Origin of the sequence: uncultured Neisseria sp., assembly GCF_951230505.1 — a bacterium.
Lineage (GTDB): Bacteria > Pseudomonadota > Gammaproteobacteria > Burkholderiales > Neisseriaceae > Neisseria.
Genome location: NZ_CATNVN010000153.1, coordinates 1 through 4368, shown reverse-complemented (window position 1 = coordinate 4368; position 4368 = coordinate 1). Strand labels below are relative to the sequence as shown.

General features: G+C 52.0%; 3 protein-coding genes. 2 read left to right on the top strand and 1 reads right to left on the bottom strand.

The genetic code is table 11. The features are described 5' to 3' along the window. Positions 1-328: ATP-binding cassette domain-containing protein (locus Q1M25_RS08455; RefSeq protein WP_300483829.1), on the bottom strand; the 328-nt coding region annotated here is incomplete at its 3' end. 341 nt (positions 329-669) lie between these two features. Between Q1M25_RS08455 and Q1M25_RS08450 the strand changes: the two genes are divergently transcribed. Beyond that, complete coding sequence (locus tag Q1M25_RS08450; protein ID WP_300483827.1) at positions 670-2022, top strand: SLC45 family MFS transporter; 1353 nt, start codon at positions 670-672, stop codon at positions 2020-2022. A gap of 76 nt (positions 2023-2098) precedes the next feature. After that, a complete protein-coding gene (locus Q1M25_RS08445; protein ID WP_300483825.1) occupies positions 2099-4357 on the top strand; it encodes a glycoside hydrolase family 65 protein in 2259 nt (752 codons plus the stop codon). Positions 4358-4368: the final 11 nt, after the last annotated feature.

Sequence of the window (4368 nt, the reverse complement as noted above, 5' to 3'; positions counted from 1 at the left end):
CATATACTTCTTCCAAACGTTTTTGAGCGGCAGCCACTTCGCCCAAACCGCTTTCCACTTCCTCGCGCACAGTTTTCTCAGGATCAAGCTCAGGCTCTTGCGGCAAATAGCCGATTTTAATGCCGCCCATCGGCACGGCTTCGCCCTCAAATTCTTTATCCACGCCCGCCATAATCCGCAGTACAGTAGATTTACCCGCACCGTTCAAACCGAGCAAACCGATTTTTGCACCGGGGAAAAATGAAAGGGAAATGTCTTTAATAATGGTTTTTTGCGGCGGCACAACCTTGCTCACGCGCAGCATAGAATAGACGTATTGTTGAGACATAGTTTTCTCGTTTTCATCAAACAAATTTCAGACGGCCCATTTTAACCTATTGCCCCAATACTTGCTTGTTCAAATGCCGTCTGAAAATAGAAATAAGCATCAAAATATACACCGCACCGAACCGATACCCTCATTGCCCGACGGTATCAATGCCAAACCACAAAAAATTTGATTTAAGCCAGTTTATCCTTGAACTGGCATTGCCAATATCCGGCGCGCTTCATAAAATGCACCTAATATCCTTGAAAGTACGCACACAAGCAATAACGACAGAGAACACCACACCAAGGAACCTTTCAGATTTCTCAATAAAAATACTTTTCAAAAAAAGGATTTACCTCATGTCGGAAAATACGCAAAAAACAGCAAAACAAGGTTTGCCGTCACTGGCAAAAAGTACGATTTGGATGCTGAGCTTCGGCTATCTCGGCGTTCAGACGGCCTTTACCCTGCAAAGCTCACAAATGAGCCGAATTTTTCAAACTTTAGGCGCCGACCCGCACAATTTGGGCTGGTTTTTCATTCTGCCGCCATTGGCCGGTATGTTGGTTCAGCCGATTGTGGGCTACTACTCAGACCGCACTTGGATGCCGCGCTTGGGTGGCCGCCGTCTGCCCTATCTGCTTTACGGCACGCTGATTGCGGTTATCGTTATGATTCTGATGCCGAACTCAGGCAGCTTCGGTTTTGGCTACGCTTCTTTGGCGGCTTTGTCGTTTGGCGCGCTGATGATTGCGCTGTTGGACGTATCCTCTAATATGGCAATGCAGCCGTTTAAAATGATGGTCGGCGATATGGTCAACGAGGAGCAGAAAAGCTACGCCTACGGCATTCAAAGTTTCTTAGCAAATACGGGCGCGGTTGTGGCGGCGATTCTGCCGTTTGTGTTTGCGTATATCGGTTTGGCGAACACGGCCGAAAAAGGCGTCGTACCGCAGACCGTGGTCGTAGCATTCTATGTGGGCGCAGCGTTGCTGATTATTACCAGTGCGTTCACCATCTTCAAAGTCAAAGAATACGATCCGGAAACCTACGCCCGCTATCACGGCATCGATGTCGCCGCGAATCAGGAAAAAGCCAACTGGTTCGAACTTTTAAAAACCGCACCTAAAGCGTTTTGGACGGTGACTTTGGTACAATTCTTCTGCTGGTTTGCCTTCCAATATATGTGGACTTACTCGGCAGGCGCGATTGCGGAAAACGTTTGGCAGACAACTGATGCCTCCTCCGTAGGCTACCAAGAAGCAGGCAACTGGTACGGCGTTTTGGCGGCGGTACAATCCATTGCTGCCGTTATCTGCTCGTTTATTCTGGCAAAAGTACCGAATAAATACCATAAAGTCGGTTATTTCGGTTGCTTGGCTTTGGGTGCGCTCGGTTTCTTCTCCGTTTTCTTCATCAGCAATCAATACGCACTGGTGTTGTCTTATACCTTAATCGGTATTGCGTGGGCCGGTATCATTACCTATCCTTTGACGATTGTGACCAATGCCCTCTCAGGCAAACACATGGGTACTTATTTGGGCCTGTTCAACGGCTCTATCTGTATGCCTCAAATCGTCGCTTCACTGCTGAGTTTCGTCCTCTTCCCTATGCTGGGCAGCCATCAGGCAACCATGTTCTTGGTTGCCGGCGCAGTCTTGCTGCTGGGAGCCTTCTCAGTATGTTTGATTAAAGAGACCCACGGCGAATAATCCGTTTCAACACCATCGGCAAAGGCCGTCTGAAACCTTTGCCGATCTGACAATTTTAATAACAGGAGCTTCATAAATGTACACGAGAATCATGGAAGTCAGCCCTTGGACACTGCGTTCGGCAAAACTGGAAAAAGAGCACAAACGGCTGCAAGAGAGCCTGACCAGCTTGGGCAACGGCTATATGGGCATGCGCGGCAACTTTGAAGAAACCTACTCCGCCGACAGCCACTTGGGTACCTACATCGCCGGTGTGTGGTTCCCCGACAAAACCCGCGTCGGCTGGTGGAAAAACGGCTACCCCAAATATTTCGGCAAAGCCATCAACGCGCTCAATTTCAGCAAAGTCAAAATCTTTGTCGACAATCAGGAAGTGGACTTGGCGAAAGACGACGTTGCCGACTTCTCCGTCGAACTCGATATGCAGCACGGCGTGTTGCGCCGCTCGTTCACCGTATTCGGTGTGCGTTTCGATGTGTGCAAATTTCTGTCCGTTGCGCAAAAAGAGCTGGCTCTCATCCGCTGGGAAGCCGTATCCGTTGACGGCAAAACCCACCAAGTCCGCATCGATTCCATCATCGACGCCGACGTGAAAAACGAAGACTCCAACTACGAAGAAAAATTCTGGCAGGTATTGGACAAAGGCGTTTCAGACGACCGCTCCCATATTGCCACCCAAACCGTCGCCAATCCCTTCGGCGTGGAACAATTCATCGTCAACGCCGAGCAAACCTTCGCCGGCAGCTTCAAAGCCCTCGGCGGCAGCCAAACCGACTGGCAGGTCTCTAATTCTTTTGAAGCCGAAGTCGGCAGCACGCCCGAAACCGTTGAAAAACGTGTGATTGTTACCACCAGCCGCGATTATCAGGGCTTGGAAGCGGTGAAAGCCGCAGGCCGCGCCTTATCGGAAAAAATCGCAGGCGTTGCGTTTGAAACCTTGCTGGACGCACACAAAGCAGGCTGGCTGCACCGTTGGGAAATCGCCGACGTGGTCATCGAAGGCAGCGACGAAGCGCAGCAAGGCATCCGTTTCAACCTGTTCCAACTGTTCTCCACCTACTACGGCGAAGACGCGCGCCTGAACATCGGCCCCAAAGGCTTTACCGGCGAAAAATACGGCGGCGCAACCTATTGGGATACCGAAGCCTACGCCGTGCCGCTGTACCTCGCACTGGCAGAACCAGAAGTTACCCGCAACCTGCTGCAATACCGTCGCAACCAACTGCCGCAGGCGCAGCACAACGCGCGCGAACAGGGCTTGGCGGGCGCACTCTATCCGATGGTAACGTTTACAGGCATTGAGTGCCACAACGAATGGGAAATCACCTTCGAGGAAATCCACCGCAACGGCGCGATTCCTTACGCCATCTACAACTACACCAACTACACCGGCGACGAAAGCTATCTTGCCAAAGAAGGCTTGGAAGTCTTGGTCGAAGTGTCCCGCTTCTGGGCGGACCGCGTCCACTTCTCCAAACGCAACGGCAAATACATGATTCACGGCGTAACCGGCCCGAACGAATACGAAAACAACATCAACAACAACTGGTACACCAACACCCTCGCCGCATGGGTATTGGACTACACCCGCGAAGCCTTGGCGAAATACCCGCGTCCGGATTTGAACGTGAGCGCCGCCGAGTTGGAAAAATGGGCTGACATCAGCGCGAATATGTACCGTCCACATGACGAAGAACTCGGCGTATTCGTGCAGCACGACGGCTTCCTCGACAAAGACATCCGCCCCGTGTCCGCGCTTTCGCCCGACGATTTGCCGCTCAACCAGAAATGGTCGTGGGACAAGATCCTGCGTTCGCCCTTCATCAAACAGGCGGACGTGTTGCAAGGCATCTACTTCTTCGGCGACCGTTTCAATATCGACGAAAAACGCCGCAACTTCGACTTCTACGAACCGATGACCGTGCACGAAAGCTCGTTGTCGCCTTGTATCCACGCCATCCTCGCCGCCGAACTGGGCAAAGAAGAAAAAGCCGTGGAAATGTACCAGCGCACCGCCCGCCTAGACTTGGACAACTACAACAACGACACCGAAGACGGCCTGCACATCACCTCCATGACCGGCTCGTGGCTCGCCATCGTCCAAGGTTTCGCCCAAATGAAAACCTGGGGCGGCAAGCTCAGCTTCGCACCGTTCCTGCCGAGTGCATGGACAGGCTACGCCTTCCATATCAACTACCGCGGCCGTCTGATTAAAGTCGCCGTCGGTAAAGAAAACGTGGTCTTCACCCTGCTCAAAGGCGAACCGCTCGATTTGCAGGTGTACGGCAAAGCCATCACGCTCAGCGGCAGCCACACCGTTGCATTGGAAAAATAAGGAGGGCGCAA

Coding starts and splice junctions, on each gene's coding strand:
- Q1M25_RS08450 (WP_300483827.1), top strand. CDS start 670: ATGTCGGAAAATACGCAAAAAACAGCAAAACAAGGTTTGCCGTCACTG.
- Q1M25_RS08445 (WP_300483825.1), top strand. CDS start 2,099: ATGTACACGAGAATCATGGAAGTCAGCCCTTGGACACTGCGTTCGGCA.